Source organism: Yersinia artesiana, from assembly GCF_902726545.1.
GTDB lineage: Bacteria > Pseudomonadota > Gammaproteobacteria > Enterobacterales > Enterobacteriaceae > Yersinia > Yersinia artesiana.
This window is the reverse complement of sequence record NZ_CACVAD010000026.1, coordinates 1-24,156: the sequence shown is the minus strand read 5'-3', so window position 1 is coordinate 24,156 and position 24,156 is coordinate 1. Positions and strand designations below refer to the sequence as shown.

The window sequence follows — 24,156 nt, the reverse complement described above, 5'->3', positions numbered from 1 at the left end:
TCACTCACCTTTATTCATGGCCGTTTTTTCAGCCGGGCTTAAGAAGCCTTCAAATATGACCAATGCAGCACCGATACAGATGGCGGTATCAGCAAAGTTAAATGTCGGGAAATGCCAGTTATTGACGTGGAAATCGATAAAATCGATCACCGCGCCATGCACCATACGATCAAATAAGTTACCTAATGCCCCACCGATAATCAGAGCATAAGCGCAATTGAGCAAACGCTGCTTGGCAGTAGAACGATACATCAGCACCATTAATAGAACTGAAATACCAATAGCTATCCCGGCAAAGAACCAACGCTGCCAGCCACTTTTATCCGCGAGGAAGCTAAATGCTGCACCAAAGTTCTGCGCGTAGGTCAAGTTGAAAAAAGGAATCAGTGGCACAGACTCATACAGCGCAAAGTGGGTCATAACCCACTGTTTGCTACTGAGATCGACAATCACCACCAGCACAGCCAGCCATAACCAGCGCAATCCGGTCGAACAAATAGGTTTACTCATTAGGCGTACTTACGCTCTTCACCGTCGCCGGCAACGTTAGTGACACAGCGGCCGCACAGTTCAGCATGTTCCGCTACCAAACCGATGTCTTGAGTGTAATGCCAGCAACGCGGACACTTCTCACCATCAGCTTTATTAAAGGTAATTTTCAGCCCAGAGATCAGCTCGCTTTGCAGCGCGTCATTACCGGCATCGGCATAATCTGCAACTTTGGCCGCTGACGTCAGCAACACAAAACGCAACTCATCTTGCAAGCTATTCAGACGGGCAGCCAGCTCTGGTGTAGCAAACAGTGTCACAGCCGCTTCTAACGAACCGCCGATACGTTTATCACTACGCGCTTGCTCCAGCACCTTATTGACTTCGCCACGCACTTTTAACAACTCAGCCCAGAAAGTATCGTTCATACTTTCATCACCCGCCAACCCGAACAGACCGTCATACCACTCTTCAGTGAAGACATACTGTGGACGCTCACCCGGCATTTCGTTCCAGATTTCGTCTGCGGTAAAGGACATGATCGGAGCCATCCAGCGAACCAAGGCTTCAGCAATATGGAACAGTGCGGTCTGACAGCTACGGCGCGCAACGCTATCGCCTTTCGCGGTGTACTGACGGTCTTTAATGATATCGAGGTAGAACGATCCCATTTCAACCGAGCAGAACTGCATCAGCCGCTGCACGACCAAGTGGAAGTCGTAGTTTTCGTACGCTTCCATAATCTCGGCTTGCGCAGCTTGCGCACGGCCTACAGCCCAGCGGTCTACTACTACCATCTCTTCTGGTTTCACCTGATGCAACGCCGGATCAAATCCATTCAGGTTAGCTAGCAAGAAGCGCGCAGTGTTACGAATACGGCGATAAGAGTCAGCTGAGCGTTTCAGAATTTCATCAGAAACAGCGATTTCACCGGTGTAATCGGTTGATGCTACCCACAGGCGCAGGATGTCGCCACCCAATTTATTCATCACATCTTGCGGGCTGATAGTATTACCGATGGATTTGGACATTTTACGCCCCTGACCATCCACGGTGAAACCATGAGTCAGTACCTGGCGATAAGGTGCTTTACCCTTCATCGCAGTCGCAATCATCAGTGAGGACATAAACCAGCCACGGTGTTGGTCAGAACCTTCCAGATACATATCTGGGCTATGACCACCAAACTCTGGGCGAGCATCGACGACAGAAGAGTGGGTTGAACCGGAGTCAAACCATACGTCCAGAGTGTCTGGAACTTTAACGTAATCAGCTGCATCAGCACCCAGAATCTCGGCCGGATCCAGATCCCACCAGGCTTGAATGCCGTCTTGTTCTACACGCTTAGCAACTTCTTCCATCAGCTCAGTGCTACGTGGGTGAAGCGCTTCAGTCTCTTTATGCACAAACAGAGACATTGGTACGCCCCAGGTACGCTGGCGCGAGATACACCAATCTGGGCGGTTTGCTACCATGGTTTCGATACGCGCCTGGCCCCAGTCAGGGATCCACTGCACACCTTTGATCTCTTCCAGCGACTGCTTACGCAGACCTTTTTGATCCATGCTGATGAACCATTGCGGGGTAGCTCGGAAGATGATAGGTGTTTTATGACGCCAACAACATGGATAGCTGTGAACCAGTTTTTCAACTTTCAGCAATGCGCCTTTTTCGCGCAGCAACGCAACAATCACATCATTGGCTTTAAAGACAAACAGGCCATCCAGTGTTGGGTAAGTACCCGCCAAATAGCAGCCGTTCGGACCAACCGGGTTAGCCACTTCCAAACCATATTTCTGGCCGATAACAAAGTCATCCGGCCCGTGGCCTGGTGCGGTATGAACTGCGCCAGTACCAGCATCCAGAGTGACATGGTCGCCCAAGATTGCTGGAACATCAAAGCCCATAAACGGGTGAGTGAAGCGCAGCAGTTCCAGATCAGAACCTTTGCAACTACCCAATACCGTCCACTCAGCAATACCAGCGCGCTTCATGACGCTCTCAACCAGATCTTCTGCCAGAATCAGGCATTCGCCTTCAACCTGCACTAACTGATAGTTGTATTCAGCATTCAGTGAAATTGCACGGTTGGCAGGTAAGGTCCACGGCGTGGTGGTCCAAATAACCAGTGAAATCGGGCCATTAGCATTTGCTGCACCGAATTTAGCGCTTACTGCCGCTGCATCGACCGCGTTAAAACGCACATCAATGGAAGGCGAGGTTTTGTCGTAATATTCGACTTCAGCTTCAGCCAGTGACGAACCGCAATCGGTACACCAGTGCACTGGTTTCGCACCTTTGTGCAAGTGACCGTTATCAATGATTTTGCTTAGCGCACGAATGATATTAGCTTCGGTTTTGAAATCCATCGTCAGGTAAGGATGGTCCCAATCGCCCAACACACCCAAGCGGATGAAATCTTTCTTCTGGCCTTCAACTTGCTCCGCTGCGTATTTACGGCAGGCAGCACGGAACTCCGCGGCACTGACTTTTTCGCCCGGCTTCCCAATTAATTGTTCAACTTTTAACTCGATCGGCAAGCCGTGGCAGTCCCAACCTGGAATATAAGGTGAGTCGTAGCCGGACATTCCTTTCGCTTTAACAATAATATCTTTGAGAATTTTGTTAACAGAGTGACCAATGTGAATGTTGCCGTTCGCATAAGGAGGGCCGTCGTGCAAAATAAAGGTCTTTTTACCCTTCTTGGCCGTACGAATAATCCCGTACAGATCCTGCTCATACCAACGTTTCAGCATGTCAGGTTCACGCTTAGCCAGATCGCCGCGCATCGGGAACCCTGTTTCAGGCAAATTCAGGGTATTCTTGTAGTCACTCATTAGATTCTCGGTTCCGTTTCGGCTAGAAATATTAAACCGGTGTCTTTAGCCCGAAAAATGTTCGGGCCGTCACCACATCATTGGCGATTTGCTGCTTCAACGCATCGAGCGAAGCAAAACGCTGTTCGTTGCGCAGTTTTGCGCGGAGCACCACATCAATATGACGCCCATAAAGATCCATAGTTACATCAAGCAGATGAACCTCTAGCTGCTGGCGAACACCAGCAACGGTAGGCCGAGTGCCAATATTGGCAACGCCGGGCAATGGCTTTGGACCCAAGCCATAAACATCAACCGCATATACTCCTTTTACTGGAGCAACTAAACGTTTTAACGGCAAATTTGCCGTGGGGAAACCTATCGTCCGCCCCAGTTCGTCACCGTGAACCACTCGGCCGGAAATACGGTATGGGTGACCGAGCAGTGTCTCAGCCAACACCAAATCGTCATCAGAAAGTGCCTGACGAATCGCGGTGCTGCTAATGCGCAGACCACCATCACAAAAGCTATCTGTGCTGATAACATCAAAACCGAATTCAGCCCCGGCTTGTTGTAACAACTGAAAATCCCCCTGACGCCCTGCGCCGAAGCGGAAATCATCACCCACAGTTAAAAACTTAACACCCAACTTCTCTACCAGCAACTGGGCAACAAAAGCTTGCGCAGTAATAGCTGCAAAACGCGGATCAAATTTAACGCACAATAGATAGTCAACACCGGCGTCGGCCAGATATCTGGCTTTGTCGCGCAAACGCGTCAATCGAGCTGGTGCTTTATCCGCTGCAAACAATTCCAGTGGTTGCGGTTCAAATATCATGACCATAACGGGCAGCCCCAAACGCTGACCTTCACGCTTTAGCTGCTCCAATAAGGCTTGATGTCCGCGATGGACACCATCAAAGTTACCGATAGTTAGCACGCAACCATGGTGGCGTGCCCGGATATTATGTATACCGCGAATTAGCTCCATAGCTGGCTCAAAACAGTGGAAATCGCCGGATTATACCTTGTACAGCGGTTAAGGTTAACCCGCGATTGGTACCTTTAACCGAAAGTCATATCATTTTGCTAAAATTACGCAGGTAAAATCCCTTTTACTCACTTTATCCTGTAGAATACGCACGCCGTTGAGTACAGAAGCAGGCTGAGATTTTTACAAGAACCACCGTCGAATCCCTTCGAGGCAGTGAACTGTGGAATTTTCTTTCGAAAGACTGTATTCCACAGCGCGAAGCTGGTAAAATCCCGCTCCATCACAACGTAGCAAGTGCCGCCCGTACAAACGGCGCTTATTTGCACAAATCCATTGACAAACGAAGGCTAAAAGGGCATATTCCTCGGCCTTTGAATTGTCCTCAATAGAATATATTTGGGAGTTGGACCTTGGCTAATATCAAATCAGCTAAGAAACGCGCCGTACAGTCTGAGAAACGCCGCAAGCATAACGCTAGCCGTCGCTCAATGGTGCGTACCTTCATTAAGAAGGTGTATGCGGCAATCGCAGCTGGCGATAAAGACGCAGCGCAAAAAGCATTTAATGAGATGCAACCAATCGTGGATCGTCAGTCCTGTAAAGGTCTGATCCACAAAAACAAAGCAGCGCGCCATAAGTCAAACTTAGTAGCGCAAATCAACGCAATGCAGTAATGCATCACGTTGGCTGCTTCGTAAAAAGACCGGCCTAGGCCGGTTTTTTTATATCTAAAATTTGGCTGATTCATCAATAGCAGAACTTTTCTTGGTCACGGGTAACTGATAGCTGTGCTATTTACGGCTTGAGTCAATTCGTCTAACCGCTAAAAAGTGCGGAAAAATCTTTGTTACATACCCGCTGTACTGCTGGATGTTGAATCATTCGTTCGGCGAAAATAACGTAATACTCTTCCTGTACATTGTCTAAACGACCAATTTCGACAATTCCATCATCTTTGCCATAGGTGTCTGCTGCGTACAGAGTTGGTGCAACAAAAATAGCGTTATTATAGATTGCAAAGGCTTTCATTAACGCCGCATCATCAAACTCCCCCAAGATTTCCACCTGTAGTCCTTTGCTGTTAATCCAATTCAATAATTTGCGCCCCAGCATTGAACGACGTCCGGGTATCAATAATTTCTTTTGCTGTAAACAGGCCGGGAAAGGTAGATCTGGAATAGGCTGGCGACAGTAAAAACTGACACTGCACTCGCCAAGTTTTACGGAGAACAACCCTTCTTGTTGACTGGAATCAACCGGACAATCAGACAGAATCATATCCAGCTTATGCTGGCTTAACTGCTCAAGTAGCATTTCATGAGTGGATTCAAAACAGCGTAAATGAATTTTTTCATGATCCACCACGGCAGTTTCCAATACTTGGCTCACTAAGCGCTTGGACAATGCATCAGCTACACCGACATCAAATAACAAGTTGGATTCTTTACGATAGTTAACAATATCCAGCATTTCATGGCTGAGCATGAACATCTTATCGGCATAGCGAAAGACCAATTGTCCCAATTCTGATGGTACCAACCCACGTCCTTGACGTTTAAATAATTTCCCACCGAGACGCTCTTCTAATGCTTTAATTTGCCCGGTAATGGTTTGTGGTGTCAAAAATAAAGCCTCAGCCGCCCCAACGACCGAGCCTTCCTTACAAACTTGCCAAAAATAATAAAGATGATTGAAATTGATGTGTGACATTCGCATGTTGTTATCCCCTTAACATATCGGTGAGCCAGCCAGCCCCATGCACGACCAAACGTTCCCTGTTCTAAGACTCCACAAACGGTAAGCCTGGAAATCCATCATCAGGTAGAAGCCAGTGCCTTTACGAGCGGCACTGGTCATTCAAATATTGAATCAGTGTGTTATTTTTCTCTTCGCTGGCAAGGCCAGGCGCAGCAAGCTATAACCTACAATTGCTGCAGTAGTAGAGCCCAGTAATATGCCCAATTTGGAATAGGTTGTCAGGGCAATATCAGCACCGTCAAATGCCAGTGAAGCGATAAATATCGACATCGTGAAACCGATACCGCATAACACGGATACAGCAAAAATCTGCTTAAAGTTGATTGCATCGGGTAGCTTAGCAACCCCTAACTTAACCGCGAGCCAACTGAAGGTAAAAATCCCCAGTGGCTTACCAATAAACAGCCCGCTTGCAATCCCCAGAGGCAATAGCGATGTCAATCCAGAGATTGAAACGCCTTGCAACGAAACGCCTGCATTGGCGAATGCAAATAACGGCAGAATCAAATAGGCAACCCACGGGTGCAAACCATGTTCCAATGATTCCGATGGTGAACGCTTATCTTGAGTGTGCAGCGGAATCATAAAACCAACAATCACACCGGCTAACGTTGCATGTACCCCTGATTTAAGGATACAGACCCACAGCACCAACCCAACCAGTAGGTAAGCCGATGTTTTCCCCACACCACGCCAGTTCATATAACCCAACAGCGCAATAGCTGCGGCAGCAATCCCCAGGGCTTGCAGTGAAACCTCATGGGTATAGAACAACGCAATAATAATGATGACACCAAGGTCATCAATGATAGCTAATGCCAGTAAAAAGACCTTCAGGCTGGTTGGAACCCGGTTCCCCAGTAATGCCATCACACCCAATGCAAAGGCAATATCAGTTGCTGCCGGGATTGCCCACCCTTGGCGGGTAACTTCATCCGCCCCATTAAAGAGTAAATAAATCAGGGCCGGAGCCAACATACCACCTAAGGCAGCAATTGCTGGGAAAACAGCTTTATCACGCCCAGCCAGTGAGCCTTCCAGCAATTCGCGCTTAACTTCCAGGCCAACGACCAGGAAGAATATCGCCATTAAACCATCATTGATCCACAACAACAGCGGCTTACTGATATCCAGTGACGCTATTTTTACTGATACCGGCACATCAAGAAATGATTGATAAAACCCTTGAAGTGGGCTGTTGGCCATAAATAAGGCTACGGCGGCGGCAAAAATCAAAATCAGGCCACCGGCAGCCTCTTGGCGTAAAAATTGACGAATTATATTTGTCACAATGAACGACTCCCTTACATCGGACAGTGAGCTTGTGCCCGGCAAATTAATTCATAGATTTTAGGATAATCATTAACTCGAAAATAGTCGTTTTTATTACACTTAATGCTCGTTAAAACCGATCTATTAGTGATTCACATCACACTATTTGATGAGAAACAGATGAAAAAAAATCCCCGAACTTCATCGAGGATTTTTTATTTTTCTGTTTTATTAGCCTGTTAGCTAATAATTAGCGGGTCAAGTCATCAAAGAATTTCTTCACGCCGTCTAAGAAGCTTTTAGAGCGGGGGCTGTTTTTCTCACCCGCAGCACCAACAAAACTTTCTTCCAGTTCACGCAATAATTGCTTCTGTTTTTCACTCAGATGCACTGGTGTTTCAACCACAACGCGGCAGAGCAAGTCGCCTTGGCTACCGCCACGAACAGATTTAACCCCTTTACCGCGCATCCGGAACAGTTTGCCGGTTTGTGTTTCCGCAGGTACTTTCAGCTTAACGCGACCATCCAACGTCGGGACTTCAATCTCACCGCCCAAGGCTGCCATAGCGAAGTTAATCGGCACTTCACAATACAGATTATTACCTTCGCGCTCGAAGATCGGATGCGCTTTAACCTGCACCTGAACGTATAAATCGCCTGCTGGTGCGCCGTGCTCGCCAGCTTCACCTTCACCACTTAAACGAATGCGGTCACCGGTATCAACGCCTGCTGGAATTTTAACCGACAGCGTTTTTGACTTCTCAACCCGGCCATGTCCATGACATTTGTTGCATGGATCTTTAATGATTTGACCGCTGCCATGACAAGTAGGACACGCCTGCTGCACGGTGAAGAACCCTTGGCGCATATGTACCTGACCGGCACCACGGCAAGTCGAACACGTCACCGGAGAACTGCCTGGTTTAGCACCGCTACCATGGCAAACATCACATTCATTTAGCGTTGGGATGCGGATTTCTTTGGTCACGCCGCGTACCGCTTCTTCCAGTGTCAGATCCATGTTGTAGCGCAGATCTGAACCACGGGAAGCTCGCTGACGACGGCCACCACCAAAGATATCACCGAAAACATCACCAAAAATGTCAGTAAAATCAGCACCACCACCGAAACCGCCGCCGCCCATACCACCTTGTTCAAAGGCGGCATGACCATACTGATCATAAGCTGCACGCTTTTGTGGGTCGGTCAGAATTTCGTAGGCTTCCTTAACTTCTTTGAAATTTTCGCCGGTGTCGTTTTCGTCCTGATTACGGTCCGGATGATACTTTACCGCCAGGCGTTTATAGGCCTTTTTGATCTCACGTTCATCAGCGTCCTTTTTAACGCCTAAAACCTCGTAATAATCTCTCTTCGCCATTCTCTTTTTTCCTACCCTTAACATGCGTGCACGGGCGTAGAGTTTCCTCGACGCCCGTGCTGGTTTCCAGCAACAGTAAGGCCTACTACTGCTGTGCCCGCTTAAGGGCTATTATTTTTTGTCTTTTACTTCTTCGAATTCGGCGTCTACAACGTCGTCTTCTTTCTTAGCACTGGTATCACCAGCATCACCGCCTGCGGCTGCTTGCTGCTGCTGAGCCATTTCCAGCAATTTGCCAGAAACTTGTACCAGAGCCTGAGTTTTGGCTTCGATTTCAGCTTTATCTTCGCTTTTCAGCGCCGCTTCGAGTGCTTTCACTGCCTCTTCGATAGCAGTTTTGTCTTCTGCTGGCAGTTTGTCACCGGCTTCTTCCAGCTGTTTACGAGTCCCGTGAATCAGGTGGTCAGCTTGGTTACGGGTCTGAACCAGTTCCTCAAACTTACGGTCTGCTTCAGCGTTAGCTTCAGCATCGCGTACCATTTTCTGGATCTCTTCCTCGTTCAAACCAGAAGATGCCTTGATGGTAATCTTCTGCTCACGGCCAGTATTTTTGTCTTTAGCAGACACATGCAAAATACCGTCGGCGTCGATATCGAAGGTCACTTCGATTTGCGCCATGCCGCGAGGTGCCGGCTGGATACCATCCAGATTGAACTGACCCAGAGACTTGTTATCCTGAGCACGTTTACGTTCACCCTGAAGCACATGGATGGTTACCGCAGACTGGTTATCTTCCGCAGTAGAGAACACCTGGCTGTGCTTGGTCGGGATAGTGGTGTTTTTAGTGATAAGCGGAGTCATCACACCACCCATGGTTTCAATACCCAGTGACAGTGGGGTAACGTCCAACAACAGAACGTCTTTCACTTCACCAGACAGAACACCACCCTGTACTGCCGCACCAATCGCTACAGCTTCATCTGGGTTAACGTCTTTACGTGGTTCTTTACCGAAGAAATCAGCAACTTTCTTCTGAACCATTGGCATACGAGTCTGACCACCGACCAGGATAACATCCTGAATATCTGAAACAGACAGGCCAGCATCTTGTAAAGCCACTTTCAACGGTTCAATAGAACGGTTGACCAAATCTTCTACCAATGACTCCAACTTCGCACGAGTCACTTTGATATTCATGTGTTTTGGACCGCTGCCATCCGCCGTGATGTACGGCAGGTTAACGTCGGTCTGCTGAGCAGAAGACAGCTCGATCTTCGCTTTTTCAGCCGCTTCTTTCAGGCGCTGCATTGCCAGTGGATCGGTACGCAGATCCATACCCTGGTCTTTCTTGAACTCTTCAACCAGATAGTTGATCAGACGGCTATCGAAGTCTTCACCACCCAGGTGGGTATCACCGTTGGTTGCCAGAACTTCAAAGGTTTTTTCGCCATCAACTTCGTCGATTTCGATAATTGAGATATCGAAAGTACCACCACCGAGGTCGTAAACCGCGATAGTACGGTTACCCACTTCTTTATCCAAACCGTAGGCCAATGCCGCTGCGGTTGGTTCGTTGATGATACGTTTTACTTCCAGACCTGCGATACGACCAGCATCTTTAGTTGCCTGACGCTGAGCATCGTTGAAGTATGCAGGTACAGTGATAACCGCTTCAGTTACTGGTTCGCCCAGATAATCTTCAGCTGTTTTCTTCATTTTCTTCAGCACTTCAGCAGAGATCTGCGGTGGTGCAATTTTCTGGCCTTTAACTTCTAACCAAGCGTCACCATTATCTGCTGCAATGATTTTGTACGGCATGATGTCTTTATCACGCTGTGCTTCTTCGTCCTGAAAACGACGACCAATCAAACGCTTGATGGCAAACAGTGTATTTTGTGGGTTAGTGACAGCCTGACGTTTAGCCGGTTGACCAACCAGAGTTTCACCATCTTGGGTATAAGCGATGATAGAAGGCGTGGTGCGATCGCCTTCGCTGTTTTCCAGCACGCGTGCTTTAGTACCATCCATAATTGCTACACAAGAGTTGGTAGTACCCAAGTCGATACCAATAATTTTACCCATCTAAAACGCCTCCACTAAAAAGTCATATTCGGTCAAGTTACTAATCTATATGTGGGCGGATTGTTTAATTTCAACTGCCCGTATTTTCATAATCAATGTTTTCATACCCAGCATTCTACTGATGCATGTCTCCGCTGATTCGTGATTAGTCCCTGCGGTTGGGAATAAGATGGGGCCATGAAACGCAGCATCAAGGGGGGAGATGAAAAAAAATTACTTTTTATCACCCTCAAGATCATTGTTTCCAATCGCGCGGATCATTATGATGCCGCGCGCACTGAGGGAATAGACGACTTTTTAGTCATTCAGGCGCTTTATACTTATTCGGATATTTATCCATTATTTTTAGCAATCTGTTATTGCAGAGGACTTATGAACACCACCAAGTTGGCGAATCCTGGCCCATTAGGCCTGATGGGTTTTGGGATGACCACCGTCTTGCTTAACCTGCACAACGCAGGCTTCTTCCCCTTAACCTCTGTTATTTTGAGTATGGGGATTTTTTATGGCGGTTTGGCACAAATTCTGGCAGGTATGCTGGAATATAAGAAGGGTAATACCTTTGCTGCCACTGCATTTACCTCTTATGGCGCATTTTGGCTGAGTTTGGTTGGTTTGCTGATGCTACCTAAAATGGGTATGGCAGAAGCAACGGATGCACAATTCCTCGGCGTTTATTTAGGTTTATGGGGCATCTTTACACTGTTTATGTTCTTCGGTACGTTGCCCGCTAACCGCGCTTTGCAGTTTGTGTTCGGTAGCCTGACGCTACTGTTTGCTCTGCTGGCCGTCGGTAACTTCACCGGTAACCATGCGCTGCTGGTTTTCGCCGGTTTTGAAGGCATCATTTGTGGTGCCAGCGCAATTTATCTGGCCATGGCGGAAGTATTGAACGAACAATACGGCCGCACAGTATTACCTATCGGTGAACCAAGCCCGACTTTACGCGTACAACCTGTAGTTTAATTACAGTTCACTGCGCAAACTTACATTTAATGGCCCTTTGAACATTCATGTTCAGAGGGTTTTTTATGTTTAGTTATCACGTTTAAAGTGAAATTAATTATATGCTTAAAATTAACATTACAAAATAATAAAACAGAATAATGAAAAAAGATAAAGTAAATAAAAAACACATCATATAACATCAAGGCTCCGTAGGTAATATGAAACATTAAAATTAAATATACTGAAGGACTAGCCTATGAAAATAGCCAAAGAACTATTAATAATCGCTATATTAATAATATCGCCCCCCACTCATTCGGAACAGGGGGACGTTTGTTTTTATGAGCTAGAGGATTTTAGAGGAGCGTCATTTTGCTCTAAAGAAAGTGAAAAAAAATCCACTGAACATGATGATTTCAATAATAAAATAGAATCAATTTCTGTTCCGCCAGGTATGATTGTTACCCTTTATGATGATATTGATCTTTCTGGTAAGAAATTAAGGTTAAAGAATGATATTAATCTACAGGAACTAAAAAAAGCAGGGTTTTATAAAAAAATAAACTCATACAAAATAGCACCTGCAATTTGTTTTTACACCGAAGATAATTTTCAAGGGAGCAGTACTTGTTTAGCAGCAAATAAACAAATAGATTTTTATCATGATGCAGCAGCAATCATTGAGTCTGACAGACAAACACTACCTATTTATAATGATAGCATTCAGTCCATCACCATACCCCCAGGCATGATTGCAACAATCTACAAAAATGATAATTTCGGCTCTCCTTTTTTCAAGTTAACAGAAAGCATTACTGATAATAATTTAAAAGCACTGGAAATGAGCAATGCAATCACAGGAAGCAAAGTATCAAAAATAAAAGGCCTGAATTGCGACCAACAATGTGTCATTGTAAACAGCCATAAAATAAAACTTGCTGATGTATTTGGTGAATACTGGGATGATGAACGACTGAAAAACAAACAAGTTTTATTGGTGTTTAATAGTCAAGATATCGGTGAAAACGATAATTATGATATCAAGTTCTTTAGTAACCCAGCCATTAGTATAAATAAGAGATTCATAACATTCGCCGATCATCGTATGGTCGATAAATTTTATTTTGAACGAGATAAGGAAAATGATAATTTATCATTTATTATTCAAATACAAGAAGATTCCGTTAAAGTACAATATATCCAGACATTGAATCACGATTTGGTGGATATTTCCCCTATCATCTATTTTGATAGAGACACTGAGATTACCACTCCACAAGAGATAATAATAACCAACTACAATAAAGATAATCCTTTAGTGCTCGAAAAATCTATACTTACCGCTGATACCGGAGAGCAAGATTGGGAAAAAAGAGATTTAACACAAACAAGTAAAATAATATGCGCTTTTACTCCTTTTTTAAATATCTATAATTATTTGATACAAGGCAAATGCCAACAATTGGATGGCCTCGTATTTAGTGCAGATGCTTTTTTCAGCAGTAATACCAAAGGAAAAACATTACATATTGCAGGAAACAGCAGTCCACTTAAACCAAAATTAGCCCCCAAAGCAGAGCCACAAATGCCTGAAGGTGTTGATAATCATATGATATTGACTTATATCGACAATAATAAACATCGTCATTCTCTGAGCCTCCCTGCTGTCGCCAAAACCTGCATGGTTCCTATCCATTCCTTACTTAATTCTCGGCCAATACGTCAAATAAGGCCTCAGTGTATTGATTGGACACTGGAAATCATGACTGATTTTACCTTTTTATTCGGTCATAGCTTAGAAACCTGGAATACAGCGTTTTTTGGTCGAGTAATAGATTCAATCATTCGTACCGGAAGCACCGGCACTGCGGTAGAAGATCAAGAGGTGGAAAACAGGTTAATCCAAGCCGTAAAAGAAAAAGTAACCGATAGAACAACCCATAATGCTCTTGCCGATATTAAGACTGCTTTTGATTATGCCCAGCTTGGTTATCTATCCTATAGTTTCTATTCCTCATCTGATGAACCTCCAGCACGGGTGGAACTCTTACCGTTAGGCGTTTATGAGTTGTTATTAGAGAATTTCGTTTATAGACAGACGACCCCAATAATCATTTCACACGGTGAGTTCGTTGAACAAACTGAATTAGAGTTCGAAATAGAAATACTCCCAACCCCTACCCCCGAGGAACAAGAAAAGCTTTCAGATGTAGAGGTTAGTAATGCCAAAGCTATGCGGGAAAAATTGAGGGAAATAGTTGTTCTCTGGGAGCAGCAGTATGAGCAAGGCTACCCCGCTCAAGGTGCCAGTGCGGATTTCTATACAGATGAAATTAATGATGCCCAGACCCGGTTGCTCCGTGCTGGAAATGTTGTCACGGGCATTATCAGCCGACGGCTGGTTATTAATCGCCCTGGTGAAATATATGTGATAGTTAAATTTCAAGGCCGAGTTATCGCGGTCGTACTGGCTGATCGTTTTAATAGCCGCGAGGAAGTTGAACTGGTCGCATCCGCAACGCTGCCAGATTATGTTTTATTTCCTGATCGCGAAGGAACAGTGAGAGGTGCTGGCACCGCAGCAGTCAGAGAACTGAGCCGATATTTACAGCAACAGGGCGCCAGGACATTATTCTCTGAAGTCATTTCTCAACCCTCGGCCCGGGTCAAGCAGAAAGTCGGCTTTAATTTGAAGAATGAATTTTAAATTATTCCGGATAACAAAATAGCCCATACCGTTATGGGCTATTTCTTATCAGTGAAATTTATTTAATTACCCACTTACTCAGCCAGAGCTTTCTTTGGTAAATGCACTTTCACTTCACTATTAATATCTTTGCGTAGATAAATTCCTAACAGGAGCCCAACCAGCGATAGCAGCAGCATGTAATACGCCGGTGCCATAGGCGTCACTTTCATCAATAGCGTCACCAGAATGGGTGTCAACCCACCAAAAATCGCATAAGCCACATTGTAAGAGAAAGAAATTCCGGTAAAACGAACCTCTGCCGGAAACGCGCGCACCATCACATAAGGTACTGCGCCAACAATACCGACACAGAACCCAGCCAACATATAGTGGGTAAATAACTGGCTCGGATCAGTTAGATTCGTGTGATAAAACGACCAGGTTGATACTGCCAACATTAGGCTACCAATAATAAAGGTTTTGCTGGCACCAAAACGGTCAATCGCAAGCCCTGCAATGACACAACCACATACCAACGCCACAATTGCCAGACTATTGGCCTGCAATGCCAGTGCTGGCAAAACACCAAACTGCTTCTGTAAATAAGTCGGGGTCATCAGGATAACCACCACGATCCCGGCAGACAGCAACCAGGTCAGCAGCATCGACACCAACACTTCTTTCTTATAATTCACCACGACAGATTTCAGTGGTAATTCATCAGCCAAAGTTTTACGCGCCTGCATCTCTTTAAAGATAGGTGTTTCCTGCAACCAACGGCGCAAGTACATAGCGAACAAGCCGAAAATTCCACCAAGGAAGAATGGTACACGCCAACCGCCATCTAAAATGGCCTGAGGACTTAAGGTGGTGTTCATCGCGGTGGCCACCAATGACCCCAGTAAGATCCCCGCCGTCAAACCAGCAGTGAGTGTTCCGCAAGCAATGCCAATACGCCGACGTGGTACATGTTCTGCGACAAAGACCCATGCACCGGGTACTTCGCCACCAATCGCCGCACCTTGTAATACGCGCATTAACAGCAATAGTAATGGCGCTGCGATGCCGATAGAGGCATACGTCGGCAACATACCAATCGCCAACGTTGGTAATGCCATTAGCAAAATACTTAGAGTAAACATCTTCTTACGGCCAACCAAGTCGCCAAAATGCGCCATGATAATGCCACCAAGCGGACGTGCCAGATAACCCGCAGCAAAAATACCGAATGTCTGCACCTGACGCAGCCACTCAGGCATATCGACCGGGAAGAAAAGATCGCCAATCACCGCAGCAAAGAAAACGAAAATAATGAAGTCATAAAACTCAAGCGCTCCGCCTAAAGCGGCCAGAGTGAGCGTTTTATAATCTTGCTTATTCAACCGACGATTATGATTATGTTGTTGGGCAACATGAGGTTGCGATAAGTCGACTTGAGATGAATTGTGTTCTTGGGACATATGACACCGTAATAAACCAGAGTAGGGGAAGAAAAATATTTTCAGCCTTTTGTAAAGTAAACATGACTATACCGTACAAAATTCCCCACACTGTTAGAATGGTATCTTATGTTGCAAAAAGTTTTAATTTAGCTTTTTATATCGACAACTGCATTTTTCGGACGAAAAGCCGCTACCACTTCAGCATTGGTCTCTATATAAGGCCCATCCAGTAGTTGAATGCAATAAGGCACACTGGCAAAAATCCCCGCGACCACCACTTTCGACTCAGCATCTTTCACCCCTTCCAGGGTTTCTTTGATGGATTTAGGTTGCCCCGGTAAGTTGATGATCAATGCTTGCTTACGGATAACGCCGACTTGACGGGATAATATCGCGGTAGGAACAAAATGAAGGCTGATTTGACGCATTTGCTCGCCAAAACCGGGCATTTGCCGATCGGCGATTGCCAGCGTGGCGTCAGGAGTGACATCGCGTCTTGCCGGGCCAGTTCCACCGGTGGTCAACACTAAATGACAGCCCATCTCATCGACTAACTCACATAGGGTCTGTTCAATCAGAGTTTGTTCATCGGGGATAAGGCGGGTTTCTATTTCAAAAGGGGTCGTTAGCGCACTTGCCAACCACTCTTCCAGGGCTGGGATGCCTTTATCCTGATATACCCCACTTGATGCGCGATCAGAAACGGAAACTAAACCTATACGTAATGTATTCATGTGACTACCTCGACGAAAAACCCTTTATCTGTGGCGAATAATAGCATATCCCATGTTATTGGGACTGCCCTCAAACCCAGGTAACAGGCAATAAAAAAGGCAGCTTATGCTACCTTTTCGTCAAGTCACTGCGGAGCATCAAGCACCGCGAGTCAAATTACAGCAGGTCTGAGATCATTTTCTCAAGTTTGCCCTGGTCGATAGCAAACTTGCGAATACCATCAGCCAGTTTATCAATCGCCATTGGATCCTGATTGTGCTGCCAGTAGAACTCAGCTTCAGTCAGTGGCGTTGGTTTAGCTTGAACTTCACCGGTATAAGCCAGTTTACGCTCGACCGGGCCTTCGCTTTCTGCCAACTCTTTCAGCAGAGATGGAGCAATAGTCAGGCGGTCACAGCCAGCCAGTTCGATGATCTCACCCAGATTACGGAAGCTTGCGCCCATAACCACAGTTTTATAACCGTGTTTTTTGTAATACTGGTAAATCTCGGTCACGGAAACCACACCTGGATCTTCGTGTGGTGCGAACTCTTTCTTGTCGCCATTGGCTTTGTACCAGTCAAGAATACGGCCAACAAACGGTGAAATCAGGAACACACCCGCTTCAGCACAAGCACGAGCCTGAGCGAAGGAGAACAGCAGAGTCAGGTTACAGTTGATACCTTCTTTTTCCAGTTGTTCCGCAGCACGGATACCCTGCCAGGTAGAAGCCAGTTTGATCAGAATACGGTCATTGCTGATACCGGCTTCGTTGTACAGTTTGATCAAACGTTTCGCTTTTGCCACGCTGGCAGCAGTATCGTAAGACAGGCGAGCATCAACTTCGGTAGAAATGCGACCAGGGATCAGTTTCAGAATTTCCAAACCGATATTAACGGCCAGTTTGTCAGTTGCATCAACGATTTGCTGAGCGTGATCACTGCTTTGTTCACGCGCCCAAGCAATGGCTTCGTCGATCAGCTTGCGGTATTCAGGAATCTGGGCAGCATTCAGAATCAGTGATGGGTTAGTGGTTGCATCTTGCGGCTGATACAGCTTCATTGCCGCGATATCCCCAGTATCTGCTACTACAGTGGTGATTTGACGTAGGGAAGTAAGTTTATCGGTCATGTTGTCGTTTCTCATCGTTTGTGCATGAACTTTTGGCATGTCGCAACTTTTATCTCGGTCGAAATGGCGCTTCATCTCATTCGGAATGTTAGCGGTTTCGCAATATTAGCTATTTCGACGCCTGCCTTGTCTTGATAATAACATGCGTAAGCCTTGGTGCAAGGCAGTTAAACTGATTAAAAAAAGCGCAAACAGCCAGTATTCGGTTCGCAACCGTTTTCGCCTTTTAAAACAGCCAGAAACCGGCAGGTTAATAGCAATTTCATCCATTCTTATCGTGCTGAGACGATTTAGCTAAACTATATCATCTCTGACAACTCAATCTATCTATCCTAGCAATCGTCCAATCTTCTTTTTGCTACACTGCGCTTTTTGCTACAGTGTCTTATGTGGATTAACAGGATATCGTCATGCTAATTATTATCTCCCCGGCAAAAACCCTTGATTATCAAAGTCCGCTCGCGACCAAAAAGTTTACTCAGCCAGAGATGTTGGATAAATCACAACAGCTTATCGAGATCTGCCGTGAGCTGACACCAGCCCAAATCAGCAGTCTGATGGGAATTAGCGACAAACTGGCCGGTTTAAATGCCGCCCGTTTCAGTGAATGGCAGCCTGATTTCACACCAGACAATGCGCGTCAGGCGATTCTGGCTTTTAAAGGCGATGTTTATACCGGCATGCAGGCACAGGATTTCAGCGCTGCCGACTTTGATTTTGCCCAACAGCATTTACGCATGCTTTCCGGGCTCTACGGCGTATTGCGCCCGTTAGATTTGATGCAACCCTATCGTCTGGAGATGGGGATCAAACTGGCTAACCCACATGGCAAAGATCTCTATTCCTTCTGGGGCGACCAGATAACAGAGAAACTGAATCAGGCGCTGGAGCAGCAAGGTGATAACGTGCTGATAAATCTCGCCTCGGATGAATACTTTAAGGCCGTGAAACCTGCCAAATTAGCCGGTTCATTGATTAAGCCGGTCTTTTTGGATGAGAAAAACGGCAAATATAAAATTATCAGTTTCTATGCCAAAAAAGCCCGTGGCCTGATGAGCCGATTTATTATTCAGAATAAGCTCACCAAACCAGAACAACTGGTTGATTTTAATCTGGAAGGTTATGAATTTGATGCCGGGCTGTCGGCGAAAAATGAATTAGTCTTTAAACGGGCTGAACAGCACTAGAAATGACCGCGCAACGATTAAACTAGTTGATAAACGGGGAAATGTACCGAATGGGTCGTAGCGGCGTGCGCCGCCAGAGCGCCCATCGGTGCAGTCGCCCCGCCAAACTTCGGAGCCAATCAAATTGGCCCCTTATGCGTTTAATTACTTAGGCAAAGCCATCAGGAAAGTGCGTAATTGTGCAAAATCTGCTGGCAAATCATGAGACAACAATGGTAATTGTGCCCGCACTGCCAGTGGTTTTGGCAGCGGCAATTCTTGCCCCAGAATCTCTTCTACACTTTCTTTGAATTTCGCCGGATGAGCGGTACCGATAAATAGCCCAAACTCACCGTCTTGCAATTGATCACGCAGCACGCGGTAAGCAATGGCTGCATGAGGTTCTGAGATATAACCCAAACCAGCAAGCTCGCGCATCGTCTCTTTGGTGACATCATCACTGACTGCGCCGTGGCCCAATTCTTTCAACTGCCAGATTTTACGACGATAAAGCTCCTCAACACGCGGCCAGTTATTCGGCTGGCTGACATCCATAGCATTCGATAACGTCGCCACCGTCGGCTTCGGCTGCCACTGGCCGTTAACCAGGAAGCGCGGCACAGTGTCGTTGGCATTGGTGGCAGCGATAAAGCGTTTTACTGGCAAACCTAACGATTTTGCCAATAAACCGGCGGTCAAATCACCGAAGTTGCCACTTGGCACGGAGATAACCAATTGGTTACGCGCTTCTTGCGGTAACTGGGCTACAGCTTCGAAGTAATAGCAAATCTGAGCCAGCAAGCGGCTGATATTAATGGAGTTAGCGGAGTTAAGGCTCAACTCCTGCTTCAACTCTTCATCATCAAAGGCTTGCTTGACCAGCGCCTGGCAAGCATCAAAATCGCCCTCAATCGCCACTGTGTGGATATTGCCACCTAACGTACAGAACAGCTTCTCTTGCAGCGGGCTGATTTTGCCACGTGGATAGAGGATAACCACGCGCACATTTTTCAAGCCATAGAAAGCATGAGCCACCGCCGCCCCGGTATCACCAGAGGTTGCGGTTAAGATAGTGACCGGCTGGTCGCCAGCCACTTCAGCCAGCATTTGCGCCATAAAACGTGCGCCGAAATCTTTAAAGGCCAATGTCGGGCCGTGGAACAGCTCCAGTGCGGCGATATCATTTTCAACCTGAGCAACCGGTGCCGGAAACTCAAAAGCAGCCTGAACACGCTTGGTTAATACTTCTGGTGCGATTTCATTACCAATAAAAGCAGACAGAATACGGCTGCTGCGGGTGACAAAATCCAGATCCAGCAGTTTATCAATTTCTGTCAGTTCAAACTCTGGTAACTCCAGCGGGAAGAACAACCCCTGCTGCTTACCCAGGCCCTGTTTGATCGCTTGCGCGAAGCTGACCTGCTCGTTGTGATCTTTAAGGTTATACAGTTTCATGCGTTATCCCAGTAGTCGTGCGCCTGCGGTATCCAGACGGCAAATATGAACAAAACCTTCATCGTTTTGCAGGTAATGATTTTGTAGCCAGCTCGCCATGCGCTGCGCGGTCTCACTATCATTGCAGACAGCAAACAACGTAGGGCCAGAACCAGAAATACCACAGGCCAGCGCGCCAATATCCTGCGCGGCTTGCCTTGCCGCAGCAAAGCCCGGCAACAATTGAGTGCGGTAAGGTTCGGCGATGACATCTTTCATCATTTTAGCGGCCAGACTCGGCTGCTGAGTGTGGCAGGCGTGAATAAATCCAGCCAAGTTACGCCCATGAGCAATACAATCCTGGCGGCGGTACTGTGCGGGTAAAATAGCCCGCGCCTCAGCGGTAGAAACTTTAATCCCCGGATAAGCCATCACCCACAGCCAGTCGTCAAAACCGGGCACATCCTGACTGATATAGCCCGGTTGCTCGAGGATCAATTGCATCCCGCCTAAATAGCAAGGTGCAACATTATCAAAATGCACACTGCCAGAAACGCGCCCTTCCAGCTCGCCCATCATGCCCAGCAGCGTAACTTTATCCAGCGGTTGGCCGCAGAATTCGTTCATTGCCATCAAGCCAGCAACAACAGAACAGGCACTGGAGCCTAGCCCTGAGCCAATCGGCATGTTCTTTTCCAGCACCATGGCAACCGGGATCTCTTGGCCCATTTCCTGACAAAAACGATCCCAGCATTGATAAACGATATTTTCTTTTGGATCATCAGGCAACTTGCTGACAAAGCGGCCTTCATTGCGCAGACTAAAACTGTCCGCTGCGGTCACGCTGACACAATCGCCCAATAAAGTGCCGTCTACTGGTGAAACCGCAGCACCCAGCACATCGAAGCCAACGCTGACATTGCCAATCGATGCCGGAGCATAGATCTTAACCATATTTAAACTCCCAACTTCCATGATAATGTGCGTAAAAGATCAGCGAACACCCCAGCAGCAGTCACGTCATTACCCGCACCATACCCGCGCAGCACCAACGGGATCGGCTGATAATAGTGGGTATAGAAAGCCAACGCATTCTCACCATTTTTCACTTTATACAGCGGATCGTTACCATCGACCGCATCCATCCGGACGATACAACGCCCCTCTTCAATCACCCCGACATAACGCAGCACTTTGCCCTGTTCTGCGGCATTTGCCACCAAACGGCTAAATTCGGCATCCAGTGATGGCAGTCGAGCGAGGAAGCTGTCTACATCACCGCTGGCATCGAAACTTGCTGGCAGAACGGACTCAACTTCGATATCAGCCAATTCAAGTTTGTACCCTGCTTCACGGGCCAGGATCAACAATTTACGAGCAACATCCATGCCGGACAGATCATCGCGAGGGTCTGGTTCGGTATAACCCAGCGCCTTGGCCTGTAATGTCGCCTCAGATAAGGTCATCCCTTCGTCCAGCTTACCGAAGATGAAAGAGAGTGATCCTGACAGAATGCCAGAAAAACGCATCAGTTCATCACCCGCATTGAGCAAGTTTTGTAAGTTTTCGATAACCGGCAGGCCCGCACCGACGTTGGTGTCATACAAGAATTTGCGACATGACTTCGCTGCCGCCGCGCGCATCTGACGGTAGTAATTCATGGATGAGGTATTGGCTTTCTTGTTTGGTGTCACCACATGGAAACCATCGGCCAGAAAATCTGCATATTGATCCGCAACAGCCTGACTGGATGTGCAGTCGACAATCACCGGATTGAGCAAGTGATACTCTTTCACCAGGCGAATTAAGCGACTTAAGTTAAAAGGCTCTTGCACTTCGGCCAGTTCATGACGCCAGTTATCCAGCGAAATACCGTGCACATTGGTCAGCATGGCTTTGGAATTGGCGATACCACAGACGCGTAAATCGATATGGCGCTGCTTCAACCAGGGTTGTTGACGATAGATTTGCTCGATTAATGCCCCACCGACACCACCGACACCGATGACAAACACTTCAATAACCTGATCGGTATTGAACAGCATCTGGTGACAAACCCGCACACCGGTAGTGACGGCATCATTGCTAACCACCACAGAGATAGAGCGCTCGGACGAGCCTTGCGCAATCGCTATAATATTAATATTGGCACGGGCCAGTGCTGAGAAGAAGCGAGCCGAGATGCCACGTAAAGTACGCATACCATCACCGACCACCGAGATAACCGCCAGATGCTCCATCACATCTAATGGCTCTAACAGACCATCTTTCAATTCCAGATAAAACTCTTCGTCTAATGCTTTACGGGCGCGGGCTAACTCACTTTGCGGCACACAGAAACTGATGCTGTATTCAGAAGAAGACTGGGTGATTAGCACCACTGAAATACCGCTGCGTGACATCACCGCGAATACGCGGGCAGCCATACCAACCATGCCTTTCATGCCTGGGCCAGACACGTTAATCATCGCCATATTATTCAGGTTGGTGATGCCTTTCACTGGGAAACCATCATCACTGCCTTCCCCACCAATCAAGGTGCCGGGGGCTTGCGGGTTAGAAGTATTTTTAATCAGACAAGGAATTTGGAACTGGGCGATAGGAGCGATAGTGCGGGGGTGGAGAACTGAAGCGCCAAAATAGGACAGTTCCATCGCTTCCTGATATGACATCGATTTCAATAATCGGGCATCAGGTACCACGCGGGGGTCACAAGTATAAACCCCGTCCACATCAGTCCAGATTTCACAACAATCAGCGCGTAAACACGCGGCCAGCACCGCAGCAGAGTAATCTGAGCCATTGCGCCCCAGTACCACCAACTCCCCTTTATCATTACCAGCAGTGAAACCAGCCATCAGGATGATATGGTCAGCAGGAATACTACTGGAACCGATGCGGCGGGTAGATTCCGTGATATCAACTGTGGATTCGAGGTAGTGACCCTGTGCCAACAATTTCTCGACCGGATTAATCACGCTGACCTGATAACCTTTCGCCTGGAATAATGCTTCCATAATGGCAATGGACAATTTCTCGCCGCGGCAGATGATTGCAGCATTGATGCTGTCCGGGCATTGACCGAGCAGAGAGATACCGTGCAGGACGTGTTTGAGTTGCGCAAACTCATGGGCCACCAGCGCTTTTAAACGTTCATATTCAAAGCCCGGTTGCGCATCAGCCAAGCCACGCAATAGCTCGGAAAAAATCCGTTCCGCATCGCTGATGTTCGGCGAGATATCTTGCCCAGCCACCATTTTGTCGATCATCGCCACCAGATGGTTGGTAATCTTAGCGGGAGCAGACAATACCGTCGCCACTTGTCCCTGACGCGCATTACTTTCAATGATATCGGCAACACGCATAAAGCGTTCTGCATTTGCTACTGATGTCCCGCCAAATTTCAGCACTCGCATTTCTGATTCTCTCCCGCTTTCGCGCTTTTTTATCGCAAACTTTTTTGCAAATATTTGATTGAAAAAAAAAGCCCGCACTGTTTAGGTGCGGGCTTTTTTCTGTTGTTTCCTGTACGCGTCAGCCCGCCCCGTAACCTGTGGTTTCGGTGGTGGTAATAATTGTTGTGTTCAGGCTGATGTATCGCATTTCGTCTGTCTGTCTCATAAATAATGTGGCTCTACCTCTATTGGTTAAAGCAATCGTCCCCTCAAGTCAAATTTTTTCAGTCTCCGCTCTGGAGAAATGAACCACTCATTGCTGAGCTATTGTCTTATTTGTCGAGCTTTTTTAGGCGAAATAAATAAAAAAATCCACTTAAAGCCAGATAATAAAACTTAAAAATAAGTCATTATCACTACGATATACTTTGTAATTTTTTTCACTTAATAAGCAAAAATAGGGTAATAAGCAATAGCTACGATCTTTAAACGCTAATAGGGCGTCAGG

At 46.8% G+C, this 24,156-nt stretch carries 18 protein-coding genes and 1 other annotated feature; of the genes, 4 read left to right on the top strand and 14 right to left on the bottom strand.

The genetic code is table 11. The features are described from left to right. Genes lspA through ribF form a run of 3 tightly spaced genes read right to left on the bottom strand, consistent with a single transcriptional unit; the run spans nucleotide 1 to nucleotide 4,296 of the window. Nucleotides 1-510: a signal peptidase II gene (gene lspA, locus HU019_RS10720; RefSeq protein WP_174849770.1), complete on the bottom strand. Its 510-nt coding sequence runs from the start codon at nucleotides 508-510 to the stop codon at nucleotides 1-3. After that, a complete protein-coding gene (gene ileS, locus HU019_RS10715; RefSeq protein ID WP_174849771.1) occupies nucleotides 510-3,326 on the bottom strand; it encodes an isoleucine--tRNA ligase in 2,817 nt (938 codons plus the stop codon). The genes lspA and ileS overlap by 1 nt, the downstream gene beginning before the upstream one ends. A 31-nt stretch (nucleotides 3,327-3,357) precedes the next feature. Beyond that, entirely contained in the window at nucleotides 3,358-4,296 is a 939-nt protein-coding gene (gene ribF, locus HU019_RS10710) for a bifunctional riboflavin kinase/FAD synthetase (RefSeq protein ID WP_174849772.1), read from the bottom strand. Nucleotides 4,297-4,709: 413 nt separating this feature from the next. Between ribF and rpsT the strand changes: the two genes are divergently transcribed. Continuing rightward, a complete protein-coding gene (gene rpsT, locus HU019_RS10695; protein ID WP_002220715.1) occupies nucleotides 4,710-4,973 on the top strand; it encodes a 30S ribosomal protein S20 in 264 nt (87 codons plus the stop codon). 142 nt (nucleotides 4,974-5,115) lie between these two features. Here rpsT and nhaR read toward each other — a convergent pair whose 3' ends face one another. The 4 genes from nhaR to dnaK form a co-directional block, all read right to left on the bottom strand. Beyond that, nucleotides 5,116-6,015: a transcriptional activator NhaR gene (gene nhaR, locus HU019_RS10690; protein WP_174849773.1), complete on the bottom strand. Its 900-nt coding sequence runs from the start codon at nucleotides 6,013-6,015 to the stop codon at nucleotides 5,116-5,118. Nucleotides 6,016-6,168: 153 nt separating this feature from the next. Next, nucleotides 6,169-7,347, bottom strand: a complete 1,179-nt coding sequence (nhaA, locus tag HU019_RS10685) for a Na+/H+ antiporter NhaA (RefSeq protein WP_174849774.1) — start codon at nucleotides 7,345-7,347, stop codon at nucleotides 6,169-6,171. Between the two features lie 232 nt (nucleotides 7,348-7,579). Further along, nucleotides 7,580-8,707, bottom strand: coding sequence for a molecular chaperone DnaJ (gene dnaJ / locus HU019_RS10680; protein WP_174849775.1), 1,128 nt, complete (start codon nucleotides 8,705-8,707; stop codon nucleotides 7,580-7,582). A gap of 111 nt (nucleotides 8,708-8,818) precedes the next feature. Then, nucleotides 8,819-10,729, bottom strand: a complete 1,911-nt coding sequence (gene dnaK / locus HU019_RS10675; RefSeq protein WP_174849776.1) for a molecular chaperone DnaK — start codon at nucleotides 10,727-10,729, stop codon at nucleotides 8,819-8,821. 372 nt (nucleotides 10,730-11,101) lie between these two features. Here dnaK and satP point away from each other — a divergent pair, with 372 nt between their 5' ends. After that, nucleotides 11,102-11,695 (top strand): acetate uptake transporter, encoded by a 594-nt coding sequence (satP, locus tag HU019_RS10670; protein ID WP_174849777.1) that lies wholly within the window; start codon nucleotides 11,102-11,104, stop codon nucleotides 11,693-11,695. 238 nt (nucleotides 11,696-11,933) lie between these two features. Beyond that, nucleotides 11,934-14,384 (top strand): peptidase inhibitor family I36 protein, encoded by a 2,451-nt coding sequence (locus tag HU019_RS10665; protein ID WP_174850485.1) that lies wholly within the window; start codon nucleotides 11,934-11,936, stop codon nucleotides 14,382-14,384. A 74-nt stretch (nucleotides 14,385-14,458) separates the two neighbouring features. Here the strand turns inward: HU019_RS10665 and HU019_RS10660 are convergent, their stop codons facing one another. The 3 genes from HU019_RS10660 to tal form a co-directional block, all read right to left on the bottom strand. Beyond that, entirely contained in the window at nucleotides 14,459-15,826 is a 1,368-nt protein-coding gene (locus HU019_RS10660) for an MFS transporter (protein WP_174849452.1), read from the bottom strand. 128 nt (nucleotides 15,827-15,954) lie between these two features. After that, nucleotides 15,955-16,542: a molybdopterin adenylyltransferase gene (gene mog, locus HU019_RS10655; RefSeq protein ID WP_174849453.1), complete on the bottom strand. Its 588-nt coding sequence runs from the start codon at nucleotides 16,540-16,542 to the stop codon at nucleotides 15,955-15,957. Between the two features lie 157 nt (nucleotides 16,543-16,699). Beyond that, nucleotides 16,700-17,653 (bottom strand): transaldolase, encoded by a 954-nt coding sequence (tal, locus tag HU019_RS10650; RefSeq protein ID WP_174849454.1) that lies wholly within the window; start codon nucleotides 17,651-17,653, stop codon nucleotides 16,700-16,702. 410 nt (nucleotides 17,654-18,063) lie between these two features. Between tal and yaaA the strand changes: the two genes are divergently transcribed. After that, nucleotides 18,064-18,840: a peroxide stress protein YaaA gene (yaaA, locus tag HU019_RS10645; protein WP_174849455.1), complete on the top strand. Its 777-nt coding sequence runs from the start codon at nucleotides 18,064-18,066 to the stop codon at nucleotides 18,838-18,840. Nucleotides 18,841-18,984: 144 nt separating this feature from the next. Here yaaA and thrC read toward each other — a convergent pair whose 3' ends face one another. The 4 genes from thrC to thrL form a co-directional block, all read right to left on the bottom strand. Next, nucleotides 18,985-20,274 (bottom strand): threonine synthase, encoded by a 1,290-nt coding sequence (thrC, locus tag HU019_RS10640; protein WP_019084003.1) that lies wholly within the window; start codon nucleotides 20,272-20,274, stop codon nucleotides 18,985-18,987. Nucleotides 20,275-20,277: 3 nt separating this feature from the next. Continuing rightward, nucleotides 20,278-21,207 carry a homoserine kinase gene (thrB, locus tag HU019_RS10635; protein ID WP_174849456.1) on the bottom strand — a complete coding sequence of 310 codons (930 nt, stop codon included), beginning with the start codon at nucleotides 21,205-21,207 and terminating at the stop codon, nucleotides 20,278-20,280. A gap of 2 nt (nucleotides 21,208-21,209) precedes the next feature. Then, nucleotides 21,210-23,669 carry a bifunctional aspartate kinase/homoserine dehydrogenase I gene (gene thrA, locus HU019_RS10630; protein WP_174849457.1) on the bottom strand — a complete coding sequence of 820 codons (2,460 nt, stop codon included), beginning with the start codon at nucleotides 23,667-23,669 and terminating at the stop codon, nucleotides 21,210-21,212. Between the two features lie 61 nt (nucleotides 23,670-23,730). Beyond that, nucleotides 23,731-23,849, bottom strand: a sequence feature (Thr leader region). Continuing rightward, complete coding sequence (gene thrL, locus HU019_RS10625) at nucleotides 23,788-23,856, bottom strand: thr operon leader peptide (RefSeq protein WP_002231504.1); 69 nt, start codon at nucleotides 23,854-23,856, stop codon at nucleotides 23,788-23,790. It overlaps the preceding feature by 62 nt. Between the last annotated feature and the right edge of the window lie 300 nt (nucleotides 23,857-24,156).

Bases quoted from the DNA above. Each gene is read 5' to 3' on its own strand.
- lspA (WP_174849770.1), bottom strand. From the start codon at position 510: ATGAGTAAACCTATTTGTTCGACCGGATTGCGCTGGTTATGGCTGGCT.
- ileS (WP_174849771.1), bottom strand. From the start codon at position 3,326: ATGAGTGACTACAAGAATACCCTGAATTTGCCTGAAACAGGGTTCCCG.
- ribF (WP_174849772.1), bottom strand. From the start codon at position 4,296: ATGGAGCTAATTCGCGGTATACATAATATCCGGGCACGCCACCATGGT.
- nhaR (WP_174849773.1), bottom strand. From the start codon at position 6,015: ATGCGAATGTCACACATCAATTTCAATCATCTTTATTATTTTTGGCAA.
- dnaJ (WP_174849775.1), bottom strand. From the start codon at position 8,707: ATGGCGAAGAGAGATTATTACGAGGTTTTAGGCGTTAAAAAGGACGCT.
- dnaK (WP_174849776.1), bottom strand. From the start codon at position 10,729: ATGGGTAAAATTATTGGTATCGACTTGGGTACTACCAACTCTTGTGTA.
- satP (WP_174849777.1), top strand. From the start codon at position 11,102: ATGAACACCACCAAGTTGGCGAATCCTGGCCCATTAGGCCTGATGGGT.
- HU019_RS10665 (WP_174850485.1), top strand. From the start codon at position 11,934: ATGAAAATAGCCAAAGAACTATTAATAATCGCTATATTAATAATATCG.
- HU019_RS10660 (WP_174849452.1), bottom strand. From the start codon at position 15,826: ATGTCCCAAGAACACAATTCATCTCAAGTCGACTTATCGCAACCTCAT.
- mog (WP_174849453.1), bottom strand. From the start codon at position 16,542: ATGAATACATTACGTATAGGTTTAGTTTCCGTTTCTGATCGCGCATCA.
- tal (WP_174849454.1), bottom strand. From the start codon at position 17,653: ATGACCGATAAACTTACTTCCCTACGTCAAATCACCACTGTAGTAGCA.
- yaaA (WP_174849455.1), top strand. From the start codon at position 18,064: ATGCTAATTATTATCTCCCCGGCAAAAACCCTTGATTATCAAAGTCCG.
- thrC (WP_019084003.1), bottom strand. From the start codon at position 20,274: ATGAAACTGTATAACCTTAAAGATCACAACGAGCAGGTCAGCTTCGCG.
- thrB (WP_174849456.1), bottom strand. From the start codon at position 21,207: ATGGTTAAGATCTATGCTCCGGCATCGATTGGCAATGTCAGCGTTGGC.
- thrA (WP_174849457.1), bottom strand. From the start codon at position 23,669: ATGCGAGTGCTGAAATTTGGCGGGACATCAGTAGCAAATGCAGAACGC.